16 protein-coding genes are annotated in these 19973 nt (G+C 62.9%); 3 read left to right on the plus strand and 13 right to left on the minus strand.

What is annotated here, in order from left to right; all coding sequences use genetic code 11:
• From ssuE to B4920_RS19995, 11 genes are all read right to left on the minus strand, one after another.
• Complete coding sequence (ssuE, locus tag B4920_RS19945) at positions 1–540, minus strand: NADPH-dependent FMN reductase (protein ID WP_079436438.1); 540 nt, start codon at positions 538–540, stop codon at positions 1–3.
• 19 nt (positions 541–559) lie between these two features.
• On the minus strand, positions 560–1849 hold the full coding sequence (locus B4920_RS19950) for an MATE family efflux transporter (protein ID WP_161493351.1): 1290 nt from the start codon (positions 1847–1849) through the stop codon (positions 560–562).
• Positions 1850–1938: 89 nt separating this feature from the next.
• Entirely contained in the window at positions 1939–2748 is an 810-nt protein-coding gene (locus B4920_RS19955; protein WP_079436440.1) for an ABC transporter permease, read from the minus strand.
• Positions 2745–3632, minus strand: a complete 888-nt coding sequence (locus B4920_RS19960; protein WP_079436441.1) for an ABC transporter permease — start codon at positions 3630–3632, stop codon at positions 2745–2747. The genes B4920_RS19955 and B4920_RS19960 overlap by 4 nt, the downstream gene beginning before the upstream one ends.
• Positions 3633–3689: 57 nt before the next feature.
• Entirely contained in the window at positions 3690–4784 is a 1095-nt protein-coding gene (locus B4920_RS19965) for an ABC transporter ATP-binding protein (RefSeq protein WP_216819960.1), read from the minus strand.
• Positions 4784–5785 (minus strand): extracellular solute-binding protein, encoded by a 1002-nt coding sequence (locus B4920_RS19970; RefSeq protein WP_161493352.1) that lies wholly within the window; start codon positions 5783–5785, stop codon positions 4784–4786. Before B4920_RS19970 ends, B4920_RS19965 begins: the two co-directional genes overlap by 1 nt.
• Before the next feature lie 159 nt (positions 5786–5944).
• Positions 5945–6682, minus strand: a complete 738-nt coding sequence (locus B4920_RS19975) for a DUF4198 domain-containing protein (protein ID WP_161493353.1) — start codon at positions 6680–6682, stop codon at positions 5945–5947.
• Between the two features lie 36 nt (positions 6683–6718).
• The gene (sseA, locus tag B4920_RS19980; protein ID WP_216819961.1) at positions 6719–7585 is read right to left on the minus strand and encodes a 3-mercaptopyruvate sulfurtransferase; all 867 of its coding nucleotides are present in this window, start codon (positions 7583–7585) and stop codon (positions 6719–6721) included.
• A 39-nt stretch (positions 7586–7624) separates the two neighbouring features.
• On the minus strand, positions 7625–8980 hold the full coding sequence (locus tag B4920_RS19985) for an LLM class flavin-dependent oxidoreductase (protein WP_079436445.1): 1356 nt from the start codon (positions 8978–8980) through the stop codon (positions 7625–7627).
• 37 nt (positions 8981–9017) lie between these two features.
• Positions 9018–11765: a TonB-dependent receptor gene (locus tag B4920_RS19990; RefSeq protein ID WP_079436446.1), complete on the minus strand. Its 2748-nt coding sequence runs from the start codon at positions 11763–11765 to the stop codon at positions 9018–9020.
• A 198-nt stretch (positions 11766–11963) separates the two neighbouring features.
• Positions 11964–12452: a DUF3617 family protein gene (locus tag B4920_RS19995; RefSeq protein ID WP_161493354.1), complete on the minus strand. Its 489-nt coding sequence runs from the start codon at positions 12450–12452 to the stop codon at positions 11964–11966.
• 396 nt (positions 12453–12848) lie between these two features.
• On the opposite strand from B4920_RS19995, the gene B4920_RS20000 reads away from it, so the two are divergent.
• A complete protein-coding gene (locus B4920_RS20000) occupies positions 12849–14990 on the plus strand; it encodes a methyl-accepting chemotaxis protein (RefSeq protein ID WP_079436448.1) in 2142 nt (713 codons plus the stop codon).
• Between the two features lie 27 nt (positions 14991–15017).
• On the opposite strand, the gene B4920_RS20005 is transcribed toward B4920_RS20000, so the two are convergent.
• Positions 15018–15524, minus strand: coding sequence for an acyl-CoA thioesterase (locus tag B4920_RS20005; protein ID WP_079436449.1), 507 nt, complete (start codon positions 15522–15524; stop codon positions 15018–15020).
• A 241-nt stretch (positions 15525–15765) separates the two neighbouring features.
• Here B4920_RS20005 and B4920_RS20010 point away from each other — a divergent pair, with 241 nt between their 5' ends.
• Complete coding sequence (locus B4920_RS20010; RefSeq protein WP_079436450.1) at positions 15766–17055, plus strand: ATP-binding protein; 1290 nt, start codon at positions 15766–15768, stop codon at positions 17053–17055.
• A gap of 151 nt (positions 17056–17206) precedes the next feature.
• Here the strand turns inward: B4920_RS20010 and B4920_RS20015 are convergent, their stop codons facing one another.
• On the minus strand, positions 17207–18100 hold the full coding sequence (locus B4920_RS20015; RefSeq protein ID WP_079436451.1) for a TorF family putative porin: 894 nt from the start codon (positions 18098–18100) through the stop codon (positions 17207–17209).
• 172 nt (positions 18101–18272) lie between these two features.
• On the opposite strand from B4920_RS20015, the gene B4920_RS20020 reads away from it, so the two are divergent.
• A complete protein-coding gene (locus tag B4920_RS20020; RefSeq protein WP_079436452.1) occupies positions 18273–19967 on the plus strand; it encodes an APC family permease in 1695 nt (564 codons plus the stop codon).
• Positions 19968–19973 lie beyond the last annotated feature (6 nt).

Consider the following 19973-nt stretch of genomic DNA (forward strand, 5'->3'; position numbering starts at 1 on the left):
TTATGCACGCCCGGCCGTGGTGGAAAGCGCCTGCACAAGATCACCGACACCCGCCTCAATACGCGCTTGAATCGTTTCAGTAAGCTCCAGATGTCCATCGACTAGGCGTGCCTGGGCCTCATCAACGAAAATACTCGCCAGTAAATGACGTGCCCCGAGACTGCAAAGCACGGGCTTTAATGCGTAGTCGAGCGCCAGGGCATGGACCAGACTTCCCCCAGTTGCTATTGGCAGAATGATCTTGCCGTCCAGCCCTCCTTGAGGCAGGAGATCAAGGAACACCTTCAGCACGCCCGAATATGAAGCCTTATATATGGGGGTCCCAATAACGAGCGCACGGGCACAGTCAACTTGGTGCAAGGCCCTGCTAATGGACGGCTCATCCACCTTGCCCGCCAACAGGGCATCGGCAGGAAGTGCCCGAACTGCAATCCTCTCCACAGGCTGCTGGCGCAGGCGAAGCATGTTTCCGACATGGCTTAGGACGTGCTGTGATCTGGATGTCTCGGCCGGGCTACCCGACACGGTCAGGATGGTCATGTGCGTTTCTCCAAGGTGTTCAAATTACAGCTGACGAGCCTGCGCCTGCCTTCCGATTGGCGCTCCCGCGCAAGATCCATTTCGGAAACAGCGCCGCCAGAACCAACGCCCTGACGGCCATGAAAATGACAAAGCCGAGCCACAGACCGTGATTCCCGTAGGCAGTCACGAAATCGACGGTAACCCAACGAAAGGCCACTGCTGCTGCTGCCATCGAGATCAGCAGGCAGCTTGCGCGCGTCGCACCAATGAACACTCCGTCGAGAACGAAACTCCATACCGAGACAATGGGCAACACCGAAAGCCAGACGAGATAGATTTGCGCTTCCGTCCGCACCGCCAACAGGTCCGTGAGCATTGCCAGAATCGGGGCGCCACACAGCCCGACCAAGCCGGACAGACACAGACAGGCCCCCACCCCATACATCAGCCCGGAAACTACGATCCGCACAAGTCTCGGCCGCTCTCCCGCACCCCAGGCTGCGCCTACCAGTGCCTGGGTAACATGGGCAAATCCATCGAGCGCATAGCCAAAAAACGTATTCATGTTGAGTAGCAGCCCATTGGCGGCAAATGCAACGCTCCCTTGGAGCGCACTGAGGCGGGAGAACTCGGCAAAGGTCAGAATCAATGCCAAAGTCCTTAAAAAAAGCAGGAAATGCAACCTCAGCAGGTGACCGATAGCTTCCAGCTCGAGCAAGGCACGCCAACTCGGCGGCCTGAGGCGAATCCCCAGCCCTGCCACAAGCCACATGGCCATCACGCTACCCGCGAGATCGGACAACGCGGCCGCCGTACCCAAAGCAGCGCTGCCGCCCCCGAAACCAAAGACCCAGACCACCGCGATGAGCGCGTTCGCACCGTTCGAGAACACTTGCAGTGCCAACGCAGCACGAACGGCCTGGCACCCTACCAATACGCCAAGGATGCACGCATTGGCCAATGCGAGAGGGAAGGACCACAGACGTGCCTGAAGGTAATGTTGCGCTTCGGCCAGCACCGGACCGCGCCCACCGAGCCCCTCGAGTGCCAGAGGCATCAAGCCGGGACGCGCGGCCAGCACCAGCCCGCCAAACACACCGCACAGAATCAACACACGTGCAGCGATGAGGCCAATGGCCGGAAAATCCCGCGTCCCGAAGGCCTGCGCCACGAGACCGGTGGCAGTCATGCGCAGGAAGCCCAGGCCCCAGAACAGAAGGTTGAACAACAAGCCCCCCATCGTCACCCCCGCCAGCGCATCCGGATACCCGAGATGCCCCGCGATCGCCGCGTCGACCAAGGCCACGAGGGGCTGGGACAAGTTCATGGCGATGGCCGGCACGACCAAACGGAAGAAAGGCCCCGCCGGCAATGGCTCCATATCCTTGCACCATCGCCATCCCGACCAACGTCTCATCAGCTCCGACGCCCCGGCGCCTTGCGCGCCAGACCCAACACCGTAACAGTCACGATGGACAGAACGGCCACCATCGCGGCCACTGCCGCAACGGCGGGCGTGAGGTTCTGACTCACATAGGCATAGATGCGCACAGACAGCGGAGGGGTGTCCACCGGCCCGATGAAAAGCGCCAGCACGGTTTCATCCCATGCCGACTGGAACGCCAGCACAAGGGACGACAACAATGCGGTCGCCGACAAGGGCAGCAGGATAGTCCTCACGATCGTACGCGGCCGTGCCCCAAGCACTGCCGCGGCCGTCCACAGGTTTCCCTCAAACACCGAGAAGGCCGCCAGAACCAGGCTGACTGAAAGCGGCAACGCCAGCATGGTGTTTGCCAACACCAGAACCCACGCACGCCCCACCCAACCCCAGGACAAGCATAAGGAGAACAGGCCAGTCGCCACCGCCACGTGGGGCACCCACAGCGGCGCCAGCAACACGGCAAGCAGCCCCTTGGGCAAGCGGTGATAGCGCAGTTGGGCAATCCCGACCAGCACGGCGAGAAAGGTCGCCAGTACCGCCGTTGCCAGCGCAAGGCCAAAGGAAAATGCCGCGGAGTCGAGCCAGTCCTGGTCTGCCAACACGTCTTGGAACCAGTGCAGGGTCAGTCCCGACGGAGGGAACTCCAGAAACTCGCTCTCGCCAATGGACGCCGGGAAAATAGCCAGCGCCGGCAGTAAGAGAAAGATCGCGAGGCACAAGACGTAAGCCGCCCCCGCCGTGGCACGCAGGCCGTCCCACCCCCTTGCAGGCCGCCGGTTCATGCTGCGGCTCCACGGCGTCGCGGCGGCCGGAATCCCCGCCCCCCCAAGGCTAGGCAGACCAGGCCAGCCGCGCCAACGACCGCGGTCATCACAACACCGGATGTTGCTCCGAGGGCGGCTCCGTTTTCGAAGTCGAACACCATGTCTCCCAGCATGACCTTGCCAAGCACCACATCATCCGGCCCACCCAGCAACGTTGGCGTCAGGAACAGGCCCGTTCCCAGGGAGAAACCCAGGAAAACAGCAAGCATGAGGGTAGGGCGGATCTGGGGCAGATAGGCGGTCATGAGCACCTGAAACGGGCTCGCGCCTAAGGATCGGGCAGCAGCAATCAGGCCGCGATCCACCTTGCCCAGGCCGTTGATCAATGCCAGAGCCACGGCGGGCAGGATGATTTGCACCATGCCCAGCAAGACTGCCCACGGCGTATAGAGCAGGCCGAGCGGCTGCCTGATCACGCCGGTAGCCATGAGGATCGCGTCGAGCAAGCCACCGTTGCCAAGGACAATTTGCCAGGAAACTGTACGGATCAGCCCGGAGATCGCCATCGCAACGATCAGGACACCGATGAACGACCTCAACCAGCGCCCCCCCCGGTGCGCCACGAACGTGCAGGCCGGCAAGGCAATGACGAGCGCAAGCACGGCAGCAGCCAGACTGAAGGCGAGCGTATTGGAAAGTGCGGTCAGGTACTGGGGCTTCGTGAAAAAGCTGCGGTAATGCGCAAGCCCGGATTCACCGGGCAATCCCAGGGATCGCACCAGGTTTTCGAGCAGGGGAGCGAGCAGGAAGACACCGGAGATCACGATGACGGGCAAGAGCAATGCGGCCTGCCGCCAGGACATCCACCCCCAGGATTCGGCGATTTGCTGCCTAGACTGCATGAATCAACTTTCCTTGGAACGTGCTCAAGGGCGCGCCTTCGGGCCGCCCGCCACACTTCAGATATTGACGAGCCAGGAATCTTCCGGCCGCCAGTGGATGGACAACACACCCCCTGTCGGCAGATGCCTTCGGCCCGATACCTCTGCCTTCAGGAGCATCCCCTCCTCGGTATGCAAGTGAATCCGCTGGCGCCCGCCGAGATAGACCGAACTTGTCACCCTGGCCCGGACGCCCCCCCGTGCAGGCGCATACCCTTGCGTGGAAGGCTCATCCACTGCCACCAGAAGATGTTCGGGCCGCACGACGATGGCAGCCGACCGCTCCGGAGTGGAGCCAGGAGCATGCGGAACAACGACTTCACCCCACGCAGTCTCGGCCTTGGCCTGCCCGTCTCCACACTGTCGCCAGCGCTGCACGGGTACGAGATTGGCATCCCCGAGAAACTCGGCGGCCCAGGCACCGGGCGGACGCTCGTACAGGTCACGCGGCGACCCGTCGGCCACGATGCGCCCTTGGTTGCACACGATGATCCGATCCGAAAGGAACATTGCCTCATCCTGGTCGTGGGTCACGTAGAGGGTCGGGACGCCTGTCTCCCGCTGAATACGTCGAAACTCCTCCTGGAGTTCCCCCCGGAGACGCTTGTCCAACGCCCCCAATGGCTCGTCCATGAGCAATACATCGGGGTCGAACACCAGAGCCCGGGCCACTGCAACCCGCTGCGCCTGCCCTCCCGATATCTCGCCGGGATACCGGTCCGCCTCGCGGATCAGCCCTACCAGATCGAGAAAGGCCGCCACCCGGCTCTTGATCGCAGGCTCGGTCCACTTACGCAATTTCAGGGGATAAGCAATGTTCTCTGCTACCGTCAGATGTGGAAACAGCGAGTACTGCTGAAAAACCATGCCGATATTGCGTTCATGAGGGCGTAACGCAGCCGCGTCCTTGCCATGGATGTACACCGCCCCACGGTCCGGCAGGACAGAACCCACCACCAGCCCAAGAATCGTGGACTTGCCTGAACCGCTCGGCCCCAGCAGGGAAACGAATTCCCCTGGATTCACGTCCAGCGACACCCCATCCAGAGCGCAAAAATCGCCATAACGCTTGATCACCCCGCGTAAGGCGATTGCCATGTCGGTAGGCCGCATCACAAGGGCACCTTGCCCGTCGCACGCCATTCCTTCCAGAGGGACTGCACCCGGGCTCCGTTGTCCCGCCACCAGTCAGGGTCAATTTTGACGGCCTTGGCAAGGTTGGCCTTAGCGGTGGTCAGATTGCGGGACTCGTCGGGAGCGAGATGGCGCTCGGTATCTCTGGCGCCCGCGCCATAGCCGATGAGCCGCGCAAAATCCGCCTGCCGCCGGGCATCGCTCATGTAGCGCAGGAACAGCGCCGCGGCATTCGGATGGGCTGCTCCACGGGGCCGGAACAACCATGCACTGCTGAGGATGTGCTGCTCCCAACGCATGCCGACAGCCAACCCACGCCGCAGGCCGGCCACGACTCGACCGCTCTGCGCAATACCCGCGACAAAGTCACCACGCTGAACCCCGACTACCGGCTCGTCCCCGGTCACCCAGTAGGCTCGTACATGGGGCGCGAGCACGTTGAGCTTGCGAAAGGCTTGGCGCAACCTCTCGTCAGAAATCGGGTAAAGACGGTCCGGGGCGACACCGTCCGCCAGCAGAGCGACGATCAACGTGTAGGGATGATCGTAAAGCGTGCGCGCCCCCGGGTACTTCGCGACATCCCACAGATCGGCCCACGATGCCATGCCCGACGGAAACACGCGGGTGCTGTATATCAGAACCTCGGAATATGCACTGAGCCAAGTGCCATAATCGTTGTAGGAGCCATCGATCAGATTCGGGCGCGCGGCATCCCAGAAACCTGGAGGCAGCTTTTCGAAGAGTCCTTCCCGAATACCCTGTTCAAGTTCCCAGGGAACCCCCGTATAAGAGATATCGTACGGAACAGCATTACGTTTCACGTATTCCCTCAATTGGGGAAAGCTGTGGCCGGACGATACGATCACGCTCACCCGGACTCCACATTCCTTCTCGAATGGATCCAGGTAGGCCTTCCGGAAAGCCTCCCAGAAAGTCCCGCCGGACGTATTGATCACCAGCCGCGCCTCAGGCGGCGGCATGCCGGCAATCCGGCACGCGGTAGCCTGGACCTGTGCTACCGCATCCCGAGCGATGCAGAGCACAAGGAAGAGAAACATGGCACGGAAAGGAAGAGCCAGACGCGCACTAACCATGATTGGAACGGCAGATCGAGACATGGACGAAATTCAGCATCGGAATCAATCGGGCTCTGGATGGTTGAGAGAGAAACTCAACGTGGAGAAATGACGGTAGATATCCCGATCGGGATCCGCCGACACCTTCTGGTCGTACTCAAGGGCAATCACATTCAAGGTGTCGGCCGCCAGGCGGACCCGCGTGATGCCTGACTTATCTGTCTCGGGAGACAGCAGGGCATCATTGCTCACGAAGTCCTCCCACAACCTGACTCCTGGCAAAGGACTGCCGTCCAGGAGAACCTGGACCTTCAAGCTGTCACCCCGCTGCAACGCAAGTGGGCTCTCCAAAGGCACGATTTCCAAGCCTTTGCCACGGGGACGTAGCGCCCCCTCCCAGGGGCCCAGGACGGTCAGATTCTGCTTGATGGCCTGCAGCCCAAACACCGAACCGGGCAGGGCACTCTTGCGCCCAGCCTTGAACTTACCGGCAGCATCGCGAGCATAGAAGCCGTAGTCCATGTCCACAAACAGCAGTGCGGCCCCCGAGGGGGGCTTGAGCGCGACATAGCCCAGCGGGTCGTCCCGCCGCGTCACCTCAAGGGGCCGTCCATTGCCCGTTACAGCACGCGCAGCAGTGATCTTGCTTACCGCATAAGCCTCGTCATTCGAGGAGAATCCCACTACCACCGCGAGTTCTCCATGACGTTGAGCCACATACATGCCATGTGCACCTGCACTGGGTACAACACCCAGCAGCAGGACAAGCGCGGCGGAGCAAGCCACCAAGGTCGATTTCATCTTTGTCATCTTCGTATTCATCCTGATCATTGATCTTCAGGGCTCGAACCCTGTCCGTAGCGGGGCGACCCCATCGGGCTGCGCGCCCCATTCGGACCAGGAACCGTCATAGACCGAGGCAGGGGAAAAACCAGCCAACTCCAGGCCCAGAGCCAATACGCAGGCCGTCAGGCCACTGCCGCAACTCACCACAACATCCGAATCCGCCCCCACCCCCTGCTCGATGAAGAGCCGTTGCAACACGGCTTGGGGTTTATAGGTGTGATCCGCATTGAGCAGTGCCTGGAAGGGCAGACTCCGGCTACCTGGAATATGGCCGGAGCGCAGGCCAGGCCGGGGCTCGGCGACAGTCCCTGCGTAACGTTCCGGCGAACGCGCATCGAGCACGAGCGCCGATCCGCTTTTCAGGTTTGCAAGCATGTCACCGAGGCCCCGCACCCGCGAGGCCCGGAAGGCCGGCTGGAATCGGCCCACCTCGACTGGGGCAGGCTCTCCTGCCTCGATAACCCCGTCCTCGGCTCGCCATTTCGGCAGGCCGCCGTCCAGCACAGCCACCGCGTCATGCCCGAACACCTTGAACAGCCACCAGCCACGCGCGGCCGAAAACAGACCTTTCTGGTCGTAGATGACGATGCGCTGATGGTTATGAAGGCCAAGAGCAGCAACCTGTCGTGCGAAACGTGCCGGGGACGGCAGCATATGTGGAAGGTCGGACTCGATATCCGCTACCTCGTCCACATCGAGGAATCGCGCCCCGGGAATGCGTGCACGCAAGAATTCCTCCCGCCCGTCGCGCCTCTCCATGGGCATATATGCCGAGGCATCCAGGATGACGAGGTCCGCGTCCTCACGATGCGCCGCCAACCAGGCGCTCGACACTATTGGTGACAGCGGCTCAGCCACGGTGAATGCCTTCCTTTGCGATCACGTGCGCGACACCCATCATGCCGACACTCCGAACCGGCCCACCGGCCTCGGCAAGCCAAGCTGGCTCCTGAGCGTGCCTCCCAAGTAAGCCTCCTGCACCAGGCCTCGTTTCTGCAATTCGGGGACCACGAGGTCGACGAAGTCATTGAAGCCGCCTGGCAAATAAGGCGGGAGAATGTTGAAGCCATCCGCAGCACCTTCCCGGAACCAGGTCTCGATGTAATCGGCGACCTGTGCGGGGGACCCAATCACGAAACCATGCCCACTGGCACTCGCCGTCTGCTCATAAAGCTGGCGTATCGTGAGCCCACCCTTTTCAGCAAGGCGCTTCAACAGATCGAAACGACTCTTGGAGCCATCGGAACCGATGATTTCCGGCAGGGGCGCATCCAGAGGCAAGCCGGTCAGATCGATCTCTCCCAGCAGTTCCGCAATCAGGGCCAGGCCAACCTCCGGCTGGATCTTCGCCTGTAACGCTTCGAAGGTCTCCCGGGCCTCGGCCTCACTACGCCCGACGAAGGGCACCAGTCCCGGCAGGACCAACACGTGTTCCGGATCACGCCCATGCTCCCGCACCCTTGACTTCAGATCCTGGTAAAAGGCCTGACCGTCGGACAGCGAGCGTTGCGCGGTGAACACCAGATCCGCCGAAACAGCAGCCAGTTCACGTCCCACATCGGATGAACCCGCCTGAGCAATGACCGGATGCCCTTGCGGCGGGCGGGACACATTGAGTGGCCCGGTCACCGAGAAGTGCTTGCCGACGTGCCCTATCGGATGAACTCGGGACAGGTCAGCGTAACGGCCGCTCTCCTTGTCTCGAACATAAGCGCCGTCATCAACGCTGTCCCACAGGGACTTGACCACATCTACGAATTCCGCAGCCCGCTCATAGCGCTCGGCATGGGGAACATGTTGCTCGCGGTTGAAGTTGGTCGCCTCGGCGGGGTTGGCGGAGGTCACCAGATTCCAACCCGCTCGGCCGCCGCTGATGTGATCCAGCGACGCCACCTTGCGCGCCACGTGGAAGGGCTCAAAGTAGGTCGTCGTGGCGCTTCCCACCAGCCCGATGTGCCGGGTGTGTGCCGCAATCGCGGCAAGCAGCGTGAATGGCTCGAGATGGCGCTTCGGCTCCGTCCCGGCCAGCCCGGCGGCATTGCGCTCCTGGTGGGCAGGGGTGCCGTCATATAGGGCTGCACTGTCTGCAAAAAAAACGATATCGAAACGCCCCTCCTCCGCCTTTTTCGCAACACCAAGATAATGTTGGAGGCTTGAGGTCGCATCGGGATGAGCATCGGGATGCCGCCAACCGGCAACGTGGGAACCGGACGCATTAATCAACACACCCAGCTTCAGTCTCTTGCGCAACATGTTCCTATTTCCTTTCACTCTGTCGTTTGCCAGGCACTCAGAAACTCTTGCCCAGGCGCAGGTACAAGAAGGTGCCACCCGGGTTGAAAGCCGCGAGGCTGGAATTGCTCAAGCGCCCTCCATTGGATGAATTGGGGACCATTTCCGGTTTTGCCCCGAATAGGTTCTGCGCCCCGAAAGTCAGATCGAAAGCCGGAAATTTGTAGGTACCAGCAACATCGACAGTCCATTTCGGCGTGAACCAGAATTCGGTCCCTGGCGCCTGATTGTTGGCACCGCCATAAGGACCGTAATAGGTTTGCGATGCCACCCAACGCCAGGGACCGGACTTCCAGTCCTGACTCAAGATTCCACGTTGTCTCGGAACTGCGTTCTCGATCAGACTGGTCACCGAAAAATAATCAACCAATGGTTTGCCGGCAAAGCTCCCAACGGAGACGCTATCGACAGTCGTCTTGCTGTAGCTCCAGGATGCGGAAAGTGCCAGGTCGCCCGCAGCAAGACGTGTCTTCCAAGTACCGACGGCATCTACACCGTTGGTAGTGGTCGTTCCCATGTTGAGGAAATACTGAATACCGTAAATGGTCGGGTAGCCGGCATTCGCCAGGATTCCATTGACCGTGTTGCCCTGGATAACCGACGACAGCGCAATCCGATCGTCAATCCGGATCCGGTAGGCATCGACCGTCAGCGTGGTGCTGTCGCTCGGAGTCAGAACCACCCCGAAAGAGATGTTGTGCGACTTCTCCGGCTTGAGATCCTGAGCCCCCGCGAGCCGTGCAATCTCCGACGAAACCGGCGCCAGGAGCACGTCCACCCGCCCGGATGGATTGGCCAGGGTCGGAGCCACTTGAACCGCAGTGTCGCCATACAAGGAGAGCTGCCCGATCGTAGGCGCCTTGAACGCGGTATTGACAGTGGATCGCAGAGCAACCGACGGGCTGATCACATAGCGAGCGGAGAGCTTCCCGGTGCTTGCATTACCGAAGTCGCTGTAGTGCTCCAACCGCCCGGTAACCCCCACCGAAAGGTCCTTCACGACCTCGCCTTCAAGTCCGGCATAGGCAGCCCAGACATCGCGGCTCGCATCGTGGGCCGATGCGTCCGGTACGACATAGCCACCGCTTGTGACACCGATCGGAACCCCTGTTACCCCTCCAAAGGCCCATGAAGCAGTATCCCCTGCCCGTTGCCCATAGGACTCCCAACGCCGCGCCACCCCCGCAGAAAGTACGAGCGGCTGACGCACAAAGGCCGGCGCCAGTTCCCGCTTGTAGTCGAGCGTCAGATTGGTCTGACTGTTCCGGAGCGTACCGAGAAAGAAATTGCGCGGAGTTGCTATTCCGTAACTGGGGTTTTCAGAGTTGTTGGCATACAGGCTGGTTTCATTGCGCCCGTACCCCAGACTCAAATCCCACACCCCATCCGGGAGAGCTCCATGCTTGGCCCCGACAAGGAACGCGATATCCTCCGGAACGCCCTTCCCGACCACCTGATATCCGTCCGGTGTCACCGTCGCCACATTCACGTTGGAATTCGGAAGTCGCCAGGGCGAGTATTGCTTCGTGAAACGACGGCTATAGTTCGCAAGCCCATACAGCGTCGTATCGGCATTGAAAGGCAATTCCCCGTTGGCGACCAGTGAGAGGTTTTCGCCATCCCCGAGACCGGTATACCAATTGCGCGGAGCCGAGCCCTCCAATTCAGGATGAGCCACAGGATATGTGGCCGTCGCCGAATAATACTTGCGGGTATCCGTTCCCTCGTTGAGACGGGTGAAGTCGTGGGTCTCGTAGCTCCCGCTCAGGGTCAGGAAACCGCCCTCCCCCAGCTCATAACCTTTCCAGCCGGAAATAATCCGGGTCAATCCATCACCCTTCGTCTGCTGACCGATTTGTGCGTCGGCACGAGCGCCCGCCGCACGGGCCTTCAAGACAATATTGACCACCCCGGCGATGGCATCGGAGCCATACTGCGCAGAAGCCCCGTCACGCAGCACTTCAACGCGATCGATCGCCACAAGAGGGATCGATGCCAGGTCCACCGCCTGATCGCCCCGCCCAAAACTGTCCCCGGTATTGACGATACCCGACGTATGCCAGCGCTTTCCGTTGATCAGCACCAGCGCCTCTCCCGGCGAAAGGCCACGCAGAGAAGCCTGTTTTGCGGAAGTCGCGCCGGTACTGGCGCGGTTTTGCGGGAAGTTGACCGAGGGTGCCAATGCCTGCAACGCTTGAGAGAGATTGGTGAATCCCGAACCGGTGAGGCGGTCTCCACTGATCACATCCACCGGCGCCGCACTGGTCAGGGTCGTCACTCCGGAACGGAAGGTGCCGACAACCACGGTCTCCAATTGCTGCACATCTTCCGCAGACGCCGCATTTGCCTTGACGGATGCAGCACCGGGCTCACGCTCCTGCACATTGAGCCCGACCTTTTGCGCAGTAATCTTGATGGCCCCCAGCTCCGTGATACTGCGGGTCAACCCAGTGTTGCGCAATGCACGATCAAGTGCTTCGCCGAGGGTGAAGCGACCTTCGATCGCCGAGACCATCAATCCCTTTGTCAGGCGCGGATCGAAGGAAACGACACGCCCCGTCTGACGTGCAATTGCAAGCAGGACATCCTCAAGCGGCCCCTCTGGCACATTGAAATCAGCAGCTACACTCCCGAACGCATCAACAGTGCCCTGGGCATGCGAAACATTCATCGGCAACGATATGGCCAACATCATGGCCAGGGAAAGGGGCCGCAACTTGTTCGTGGCGCTTGTTATGGACAGCACAGCATCTCCTATAAGGCTTTGGTCTCACTACGAGATCCTCTATGCACTTGTGGAGGGAGATGCCCAAAAAGACAGCGCCACCTTCTTCTAAATTCAGAAAAACTTATTCAAATAAGAGAAATTGCGATTGAAAACTGTATTGCACGCTGACGACCAAGGCGTCTTCATCGTGATGCAATGGGGCCACGCGCCCAGGCTCTAGAGCTGCAGCATGTCCTTGGTACACGCCCCCGCATACACCGAATCCATCGTGATGCGGATCTGCACCTCCTGGCTGCCCTTGTGGACGAACTGCTGAACTTCGGAACGCAGGCGGCGCGATGCCACCGTGTTGCTGACCTGCATCTCCACCGAGTTGCCGTCGGCCATCGTGCAACTCATCTTCCAGCTGGCGCTGGCCTCGCTGCGGGTGGCGTCCGAAATACTGCAGCGGGCGCCCTGCTTCTCCATCTTGTCCCGGTCGATGCCCGGCGTCAGGTAGGGATCGCGGGCCAGGAAGGCCGGCGTGAGACACAGCTGCGTCGTCATCTCCGACACCGTCCGGGATGGACTGGCCGGCGTTTCGCGCGCCGTGACCACCGTCTTGACCTTCCAGCCCCCCGGCTGAATGGTGGGACTGGCCGCAGCGGGCAGCATCGCCAGGAGCAGGGGCAACACGAGCGCACGGCTCAGAACATGGACAGACATGGGAACCTCCCGCCGGGGATCGAATGAATGCCGCGATGGTGCCACGGGCGGCGGACCCACCGCCATGCTGCAGAACGCCAGCATCCGGCGACATATTCCAGGCAGTCCCGCAGCCCATCGGCCCCACCAGGTGCCGGGTGCAGCCCGCACCATGCACCACCGCAGTGCCAGTACTCCCTAATAGGTAGCACTCACTGAAAAAACACTCCGGATTTGCACCTTTATAGTGCGCAGTGTGAATTTCCGTGACGCAGGAAGGGTGAAATATATTGCATAACCCCAAGCGCTAAGCGCCTGATTCACCAAGGCGGTGCAGATTGCCAAGGGTACAGGGCACAAAACAGGCGCAGCTCTTGCTCTCCGACCCTGCTTCTTTTTTGTAGCAGGAATCAGTCAATGCTCAAGAGTCAGAACATGTCCCTCAGCAGCGCGGAAAAAGCGTGGCTGCCGTGGTTCGGCCGGACCGGCAAGATCGCCATGGGCTGGGCCACGTCCCGCAACCGGCACCGCTACCCCGCCATCGAACAGACCTTCGAGGCCTTCGCGCAGACCCGCGTGCGCATCCTGAACACCTGGGCCGAGCAGCAATGGGCCCACCTGGAAGGGCTGGCCCGCGAACTGGCCGGCAGCTGGCCGGACGTGGACACCCGCCAGCTGCAACTGCGCCGCCAGCGCGCCGAGGACTTCTCCGAACTGTTCGTCGTCAACCTGCAGGGGATGATCGGCGCGTCTTCCGCCAACGGTCGCGCCGGCACCCGCGTGGCCGCCACCGCGCCGCTGCGCGCCGGGCTGGCCGGGCGCTTCCTGCACGGCCCCTACCGCGACCCGGTCACCAGGAGCCTGCCACCGTCCACGTCCCGCTTCCACGACGCGGTGACGCTGATGTTCTACCAGCCGATCACGGTGGATGGCCGCGTCGTCGGCGCCCTGTGCGGCCGCGTGCCCAATGATGTGCTCGGCGACCTGATCCAGCGCGAAGCCGGCCATATCTTCCACGAGTCCGGCGACAACTACCTGTTCATGGTCAAGTCGGTCTTCGATCCGACGGTCGCCCCCGGCACCGCCCTGTCCCGCTCCCGCTTCGAGGACGCCACCTTCTCCGGCGGCGACAACCTGAAGGACGGCATCCGCACCGCCTTCGGCACCGTGCGCGTACAGGAGCACACCGAGCTGGAGCTGGTCTTCAACGACCCGGCCACCGGCCAGCTCCACCCTGGCGTGCGCGAGACGATCCGCAAGGGCGACAACCTGTTCGTCACCTACCCGGGCTATTCCGACTACCGCCACGTGCCGGTCATCGGCAAGGGCGTCACCTTCCGCCTGCCCGGCTCGCCGGACACCTGGGGCATGATGTGCGAGGCCGACCTGGAGGAGGTGTACCGCTTCCGCAGCATCCCCTTCCGCCTGCTCAGCCTCTACATGGCAGTCACCCTGGGCAGCTGGGGCATCGCCGGCCTGCTGGCCGAGCTGGCCGGCCTCGGCCAGGCCGCCGTGCTGGGCACCGGCCTGGCCCTGCAACTGGGCGGCGCGGCGGTCTTCCACCGGCTTGGCTGCCTGCCGATCAGCGAACGCCTGCGCGAGGCGACCCGCGTGCTGCGCTCCACCACCGAAGGCGGCGGCAACCTGTCGCAGCGCCTGCCGCGGGCCAGCGAACGGATCGACGAAGCCACCGTGCTGGCCCAGTGGGCCAACAGCTTCATCGACAACCTGGAACAGATGATCCGCCAGGTCGCCAACACCACCAGCGAGATCGGCGACACCAACCGCAACATGCTGCAGAAGAACAGCCACGCAGATCAGGTCTCCACGTCGATGCAGGACGCCATCGACGACATCCTCAACGCGATCCGCGTACAGCTCAGCGAGATCGACGCCGCCACCGACAACACCGCCACCATGCAACAAGTCGTACAGCGCGTCAGCGAAGAGGCGCGCCAGCAATTCGCCCTGGTGGAAGCCCGCAGCCAGGGCATCCGCAGCTCGGTCAATCTGTCGGCAACGACGATCCGCCAGCTCGAACAGCGCACGCTGGAGATCGGCCGCATCGTCACACTGATCAACGAGATCGCCGACCAGACCAACCTGCTGGCCCTCAACGCCGCCATCGAGGCCGCCCGCGCTGGCGAGACCGGGCGCGGCTTCGCGGTGGTGGCCGACGAGGTGCGCAAGCTGGCCGAACGCACCCGCGGCGCCACCTCCGACATCCGCGAGATGATCGACGGCGTGCAGAGCCAGGCCGAAGAAGCCGTGCGCACGATGGAAAGCGGCATGTCCGAGATGGAGGAAGGCCTGCGCTTGGCCACCGCCGCCGCCACCGACAAGCGGGAGATCGAGGCGGTCGTCGAGCGCCTGTTCGTGACCATCAACCAGATCGCCGCGGCCACCCATGCCTACGGCGACCGGGTGGAATCCATCTCCGCCGCCGCCGAGGCGATGCGCCACGCCACGCGGGAATCGGCACGCAGCGCCGAGCTCACCGGCTTTGCCACCGGCAAGCTGGAACAGACCATGGGCCAGTTCCAGGTCGCCGCTGCCTGAACCCTCCCCCGCGAGCGGGAGCCGCGTTCAGCGCTCCCGCTCGAAACCCTCCGCCGCCGCATCGCGCAGCGCGGTGTAACGCTGTTCGAGCTCCCGGCGCAGTTCCTTGCGGGCCTGGGCGGCCTGATAGCGGCGCTTCTCGTCCGGCGTGAAGGGGCGTAGCGACGGCACGCTGACCGGCTTGCGGTTCTCGTCCACCGCCACCATCGTGAGGAAGCAGCTGTTGGCGTGGCGCACGACCTGGGTGCGGATGTCCTCGGCAATGACCTTCACGCCGATCTCCATCGACGAATTGCCGGTGTAATTCACCGAGGCCAGGAAGGTCACCAGCTCGCCGACGTGGATCGGCTGGCGGAACATCACCTGGTCCACCGACAGGGTCACCACGTAGCAGCCGGAATAGCGCGCCGCGCAGGCATAGGCCACCTGGTCGAGCAGCTTGAGGATGGCGCCGCCGTGCACGTTGCCGGAGAAATTGGCCATGTCCGGCGTCATCAGCACCGTCATGGTCAGCTGGTGGGCGGGGAAATTCATTGTCGTCTCCGTGGGGTCTGCGGCCATGGATCGCAGCATAAACGTGGGAACGCGGGATGTCTCGCCGGGCCTCGTGGAATCGGGCATCCTGTCGCGCACGGAACGGCAGGCATGTCGAAGTTCCTGCGCTGTGCAGCAGGTCACTTATCATGAATCAAGCATTCACCGGCACCCGCCACATATATTTATTAGAATCGACAAAAACAACAATAACCACACAGCAAGCATTCCGGAACCCTCCATGACAAGCCAGGACAGCAGCGTGCAGCCTCCCCAAGCCACTCGCAGCGTGGTGCTCGTCGTCGATGACGAACCGGTGAACCGGCTGGTGCTGGGCCGCGTCCTCGAACCCTTCTACACAGTCATCAAGGCCGCCAACGGGACGGAGGCATTGCAGGCGGCAATCCAGGACCCGCCGCCCGACCTGATCCTGCTCGACATCATGATGCCGGACCTGGATGGCTTCGAAGTCCTTCAGCTGCTGCGCGGGGATCCCCGCACCGCCACCGTCCCGGTGATCTTCGTGACCGCGCTGATCGACGAGGACAGCGAACAGCGCGGCTTCGAAATGGGCGCCTGCGACTACATCCACAAGCCGATCCGCGCCACCATCGTACGGGCCCGGGTGCGTGCCCAGCTGGAAGCGAAGGCCGCCCGCGACATGCTGGACAAGAACAACCAGCGCCTGCGGCACAAGGTGGAAGGCGGCGCCAAGGCCCTCGAAACCGCCCAGATGCAGCTGCTGCAATCCGAGAAGATGGCCTCCCTCGGCCAGCTCGCCGCCGGCGTCGCCCACGAGATCAACAACCCGATCGGCTTCGTCGGCTCCAACCTGGGTAGCCTGGAGCGCTACCTGCAGGATCTGTTCTCCATCGTCGATGCCTACGAGGCCGCAGTTGCCGCCGACACCCCTGAAGCCTTTGCCGCCGTCGAGGCCTTGCGCCGCCAGCTCGACTACGACTTCCTGAAGGAAGATGCGCTGCAACTGCTGAAAGAATCCGCCGACGGCGTGGACCGCATCCGCAAGATCGTCAGCGACCTGAAGGACTACTCCCACACCAGCAGCGCCGACTGGCACTGGGCCGATCTTCACACCGGGCTCGAGTCGACCCTCAACATCGCCGCCAATGCGCTCAAGTATCACTGCACGGTGGTCAAGGACTACGGCGAGCTGCCGCAGGTGTATTGCCTGCCGTCCCAACTCAATCAGGTGTTCATGAACCTGATCATCAACGCCGCGCAGGCGATCGAAGGCCAGGGGACGATCACCCTGGCCACCCGGCGCAGCGGTGAGAACGCGGTGCAGATCAGCGTCAGCGACACCGGCAAGGGCATTCCGCCGGACGACTTGCAGCGCATCTTCGAGCCCTTCTACACCACCAAACCGATCGGCAAGGGCACCGGCCTCGGCCTGTCCCTGTCATGGGGCATCGTCGACCGCCACCACGGCCGCATCGACGTGACGAGCGAACCCGGCAAGGGCAGCACCTTCACCGTCACACTGCCGATCGAGGCGCCAGCGGACGCGTAGGGGCGAATTCATCCGCCCCCACAACAGCTCACCCCACAAGAAAAAAACGCCTCTACCACCCTTCCCACAGGCCCCACGCCAAAAAAACGGCCCGCTGTCGCCAGCGGGCCGAATCAGGTGCCAACTTGCCTGAGGAGAAACGGGGAGCGGATCAGAAGACCCGGTTGACCGACGCGATCCAGGTGCCGGCGTTCATGTCCTTGGTCGTGCCGTTGCCGGCCACGCTGGGGTAGTTCTTCCAGTAATCGGCACCGGCGGTCGTCGTGTAGGCAAGGCCCAGCGTCCAGCTGCCCGGCATGGCCTTGCTGACGCCGACCTTGTAATCGGAATAGTCCAGCCCCTTCGAATGGGTAATGGTCTGGCGGCCGGCATGCAGCGTGGCCGTCCACGTCGGCAGGAACTCGTAATTCACGTTGGCTTCGATGTACCACGAGCCGGTGGTGTCCTTGCCGGTGACGCCGGCCCCCGGCTTGTTGGGGAAGGCGCCGGGGCCGGCGTTGTTGTCGGTGAAGCCGAAGTAGCCGACGTTGGTCATCGCCCGCGAGTACTTCAGGTTGAACCACTGCCAGGTGCCGGAGAGGTAGAACTCGGTGGAGTCGTAGCTCTTCTTGGCATAGCTGCCGGCCGGCGTGATCTTGTCGTAGTTGGCCTGCGGGAAGATGAACTGCAGTACCCCCACGTCGTAGGCGAAATCGCCCACCGCGCCCCGGTAGCCGCCATACACATCGACCTCGATATTGGCGTTGGCGTACAGGTTGCCGCTGGTATTGGACAACCAGGTGCCCACGTAGAAGCCGGACGCATGGGCGTAATCCACGCCGCCCTGGATCGCCGGGTTGCCCCAGGTCTGGCGGATGCCGCGGAACACGTACTCCGACACCACACCGATGTTGCTGGTCAGCTCCGGAGCCGGCGCCGGTGCATCCTCGGCACAGGCGGGGGCCGCCAGGGTGGCGACGGCAATGGCGATTGCGGTGGCCGGCAACGCGCCGGTACCGAGTTGTCGGACGGCCTTCCGTAGTGCGTTCTTCATCGCGGGTTTCATGCTTTTGCCTCTGTCGGTGTTGGGATGGCAGCCATTTCACGCCCACGCGCCTACTCCCTCAATTCCCCCTCGGACCTACTCCCAAAGTCGAATTGTTCGCCCCCCGTCCGGCGGCGGACAGTGCAGGCCATTGCAGTCCCATCGCATTTTTTCGACATCGAGGAGTACGCAGATGAACACGACGACAGTGGATGCCGTGACGAGCGGCATCGGGAGCGGCGGCGCCAGCGCAACGCTCCACCGCAAGATCGGCTGGGCCGGGGCCTTCTGGGTGGCCAGCGGCGTCCCGGCCCTGGTGCTGTTTTCCATCGGCTCCATTGCCGCCACGGTGGGCAAGCCCTCCTGGGCGGTGTGGATCATTTCCATCGCCTTCGGCTTCCTGCAGTCCTTCTCCTACGCCGAGATCGCCGGCTTGTTCCCGCACAAGTCCGGCGGCGCCTCGGTGTACGGGGCGGTGGCCTGGGTGCGCTACAGCAAGCTGCTGGCGCCGCTCTCCGTGTGGTGCAACTGGCTGGCCTGGTCGCCGGTGCTGGCCATCGGCTCCGGGCTGGCGGCGGGCTACATCCTGTCGATCCTGTTCGCACCGGATGCGGCCATCAACACCTGGCAGATCACCCTGCTCGACCTGGGCTTCATCAAGGGCGGTCTGTCCCTGCGCATCAACGCCACCTTCGTGCTCGGCGCGGCGGTGCTGCTGGCGGCCTTCGCGATCCAGCACCGCGGCATCCTTCAGGCGGCGCGCATGCAGATGGTGCTCGGCATTGCCGCGCTGGCCCCGCTGATGCTGATCGGCCTGTGGCCGCTGCTCTCCGGCGACATGCCGGCCGCCAACCTGACCCCGCTGTTCCCGCTGGCCAAGGACGCCAGCGGCGCGGTGATCGACGGCGCCTGGGACATGGGCGGCCTGACCCTGATGGCCGGCGGCCTGTTCATGGCGGCCTGGTCCACCTACGGCTTCGAAACGGCGGTGTGCTACACCCGCGAATTCCGTGACCCGCGCACCGACACCTTCAAGGCCATCCTGTACTCCGGCCTGCTGTGCATCTTCGTGTTCACCGTGGTGCCGCTGGCCTTCCAGGGCAACATCGGCCTCGGCCAGCTGGTCACGCCGGAGGTGAAGGACGCCGCCGGCAACGTGGTCACCCCGGCGGTGTACGACGGCATCCTGTCGCCGGACATCTACAGCGGCATGGGCGTCGCCCACGCCATGGCCCACATGCTGGGCGGCGGCGCGCTGGTCGAGCACGTGCTGATGGCGATGCTGGTGCTGGCCCTGGTGCTGTCCATCATGACCTCGATGGCCGGCTCCTCGCGCACCCTCTACCAGGCCTCCGCCGACGGCTGGCTGCCCAAGTACCTGTCCCACGTGAATGCCAACGGCGCGCCGATCCCGGCGATGTGGACCGACCTCGGCTTCAACCTGATCCTGCTGTTGATGTCCGACTACGTCTTCGTGCTGGCCATCTCCAACGTCTGCTACATCCTCTTCAACTTCCTCAACCTCAACGCCGCCTGGATCCACCGCATCGACCGCCCGAGCTGGCCGCGCCCGTTCAAGGCCCCGCTGTGGCTGATCGCCATCGGCACCGTGCTGGCCTTCGCCAACCTGTGGCTGATGGGCATGGGCGCCGACATCTGGGGCGCCGGCACGCTGGCTTCCGGCCTGCTCGTCGCCGCGCTGATCGTGCCGGTCTTCCTGTACCGCCACTACGTCACCGACAAGGGCCAGTTCCCCGCCGCGATGCAGGAAGACATGCACTTGGGCAGCGAGGAAGGCGTCGGCACCCGCGCCGGCATCCTGCCCTACCTGACCCTCGCCGGCGGCGCCGCGGTGGTGGCCATCGCCCACGCCTGTGCGGTGATCTGAGGAGAA

The sequence above is a fragment of the Zoogloea sp. LCSB751 genome, assembly GCF_002028455.1.
Taxonomy (GTDB): domain Bacteria; phylum Pseudomonadota; class Gammaproteobacteria; order Burkholderiales; family Rhodocyclaceae; genus Zoogloea.

Excerpts from the sequence above, each read along its gene's own strand:
- B4920_RS20020 (WP_079436452.1), top strand. The coding sequence starts at position 18,273 with ATGAACACGACGACAGTGGATGCCGTGACGAGCGGCATCGGGAGCGGC.
- B4920_RS19960 (WP_079436441.1), bottom strand. The coding sequence starts at position 3,632 with ATGCAGTCTAGGCAGCAAATCGCCGAATCCTGGGGGTGGATGTCCTGG.
- B4920_RS20015 (WP_079436451.1), bottom strand. The coding sequence starts at position 18,100 with ATGAAACCCGCGATGAAGAACGCACTACGGAAGGCCGTCCGACAACTC.
- B4920_RS19995 (WP_161493354.1), bottom strand. The coding sequence starts at position 12,452 with ATGTCTGTCCATGTTCTGAGCCGTGCGCTCGTGTTGCCCCTGCTCCTG.
- B4920_RS20000 (WP_079436448.1), top strand. The coding sequence starts at position 12,849 with ATGCTCAAGAGTCAGAACATGTCCCTCAGCAGCGCGGAAAAAGCGTGG.
- B4920_RS20005 (WP_079436449.1), bottom strand. The coding sequence starts at position 15,524 with ATGAATTTCCCCGCCCACCAGCTGACCATGACGGTGCTGATGACGCCG.
- B4920_RS19955 (WP_079436440.1), bottom strand. The coding sequence starts at position 2,748 with ATGAACCGGCGGCCTGCAAGGGGGTGGGACGGCCTGCGTGCCACGGCG.
- B4920_RS19970 (WP_161493352.1), bottom strand. The coding sequence starts at position 5,785 with ATGCCGCCGCCTGAGGCGCGGCTGGTGATCAATACGTCCGGCGGGACT.
- B4920_RS20010 (WP_079436450.1), top strand. The coding sequence starts at position 15,766 with ATGACAAGCCAGGACAGCAGCGTGCAGCCTCCCCAAGCCACTCGCAGC.
- B4920_RS19965 (WP_216819960.1), bottom strand. The coding sequence starts at position 4,784 with ATGCGGCCTACCGACATGGCAATCGCCTTACGCGGGGTGATCAAGCGT.
- ssuE (WP_079436438.1), bottom strand. The coding sequence starts at position 540 with ATGACCATCCTGACCGTGTCGGGTAGCCCGGCCGAGACATCCAGATCA.
- B4920_RS19975 (WP_161493353.1), bottom strand. The coding sequence starts at position 6,682 with ATGAAATCGACCTTGGTGGCTTGCTCCGCCGCGCTTGTCCTGCTGCTG.
- B4920_RS19985 (WP_079436445.1), bottom strand. The coding sequence starts at position 8,980 with ATGTTGCGCAAGAGACTGAAGCTGGGTGTGTTGATTAATGCGTCCGGT.
- B4920_RS19950 (WP_161493351.1), bottom strand. The coding sequence starts at position 1,849 with ATGAACTTGTCCCAGCCCCTCGTGGCCTTGGTCGACGCGGCGATCGCG.